Raw genomic sequence first — 1,045 nt, 5'->3', positions numbered from 1 at the left:
ACAACAAAGCCTATCCTCAATAGAGCACACGTCAAATCCCAGGAAGATAAAAAAATGGCTTGAGAAACTGGGCAAAACTAAACACCTACAGGCAAAATTGCAATGGCTTGCAGAGGGGGTGCAACTACGGTCAAGATTAAGGCAGTTGCGTCTGGAGGATTTACCGCCTGATGTCACCGCATCAAGGGGATATGACCATAGAGGGTTTTGTTATATCTTCGAGCATAAGAAACTTGGGGATCTGGGGAGGATCGTATTGATCCAGGTTCGTGAACAAGAAATGTTGATGCAGGCCGAGCTATACAAAGAACAGGAAAAGCAGAAATCCACTATCGCAAAAAAGAAAAAGGAAATATTTGATAAAGTGATTACAACTATCAACGGCTGTTTTAATTTGTAACCATCAAAAATAGGACAAATCGCCTTCCTGTGGGAGAACAATATCCCCCCTTTATTGACCATTGAAATTCCGCTTTGTTTTATATTTTCAGCTAATGTGAGTCCTGAAGGATGTTTGCAAACCGCTACAGCTATCTATCTAGATCCTTCTTACTTAAATCATTACTGCTTACTTTTTCATTCTTCCTCGATGCCGCTATATCATCATATATTTTTTGTTTCATTTCATGGTTCTGAGTAACCAGATCTTTTGCCATAGTATCTAAATATCCCTTTAATTCTTTAGCCAGTTTTCTATCTTCTTTTATGTTTGAAGATGAAAGTATTTTTATTGCTTCACTGTAAGACTCCCTGACTTCACCTTGAGTTTTCTTAATTTTGTCTTCCCAGGGTTTTTGCTTGGGTTTACCTCCCCTTTTTTCGTTAATTATTTCAAGTGTATTTTCTTTTATTTGTAGTGCTGTAACCTTAGCCACTCTTTTTTTATGGGTTTTATCAGTTCTATTTAATCGGTATATAGGGTCTTTCTGCATAAAGGTACCAAACGCGACATAGGAATCTTTGTTAGCTATTGTTGGTTGTATCTTGCATGTATTTTAGCTACTCCCAATTTCATGCTCTTTTATGCGGCTCGTTTTGGGAGGAA

2 protein-coding genes are annotated in these 1,045 nt (G+C 37.8%); one reads left to right on the top strand and one right to left on the bottom strand.

Annotated elements, in window-relative coordinates:
• Positions 1-400 (top strand): hypothetical protein (locus BTHERMOSOX_RS11515; RefSeq protein ID WP_171004772.1); only part of this gene is annotated, 400 nt, incomplete at its 5' end.
• A 130-nt stretch (positions 401-530) separates the two neighbouring features.
• Here the strand turns inward: BTHERMOSOX_RS11515 and BTHERMOSOX_RS11510 are convergent.
• A complete protein-coding gene (locus tag BTHERMOSOX_RS11510) occupies positions 531-932 on the bottom strand; it encodes a hypothetical protein (RefSeq protein ID WP_138121238.1) in 402 nt (133 codons plus the stop codon).
• Between the last annotated feature and the right edge of the window lie 113 nt (positions 933-1,045).

Origin of the sequence: Bathymodiolus heckerae thiotrophic gill symbiont (genome assembly GCF_900128515.1) — a bacterium.
Taxonomy (GTDB): Bacteria; Pseudomonadota; Gammaproteobacteria; order PS1; family Pseudothioglobaceae; genus Thioglobus_A.
The sequence above is the reverse complement of the archived record's forward strand: the minus strand, read 5'-3'. Positions and strand labels throughout refer to the sequence as shown.

Excerpts from the sequence above, each read along its gene's own strand:
- BTHERMOSOX_RS11510 (WP_138121238.1), bottom strand. The coding sequence starts at position 932 with ATGCAGAAAGACCCTATATACCGATTAAATAGAACTGATAAAACCCAT.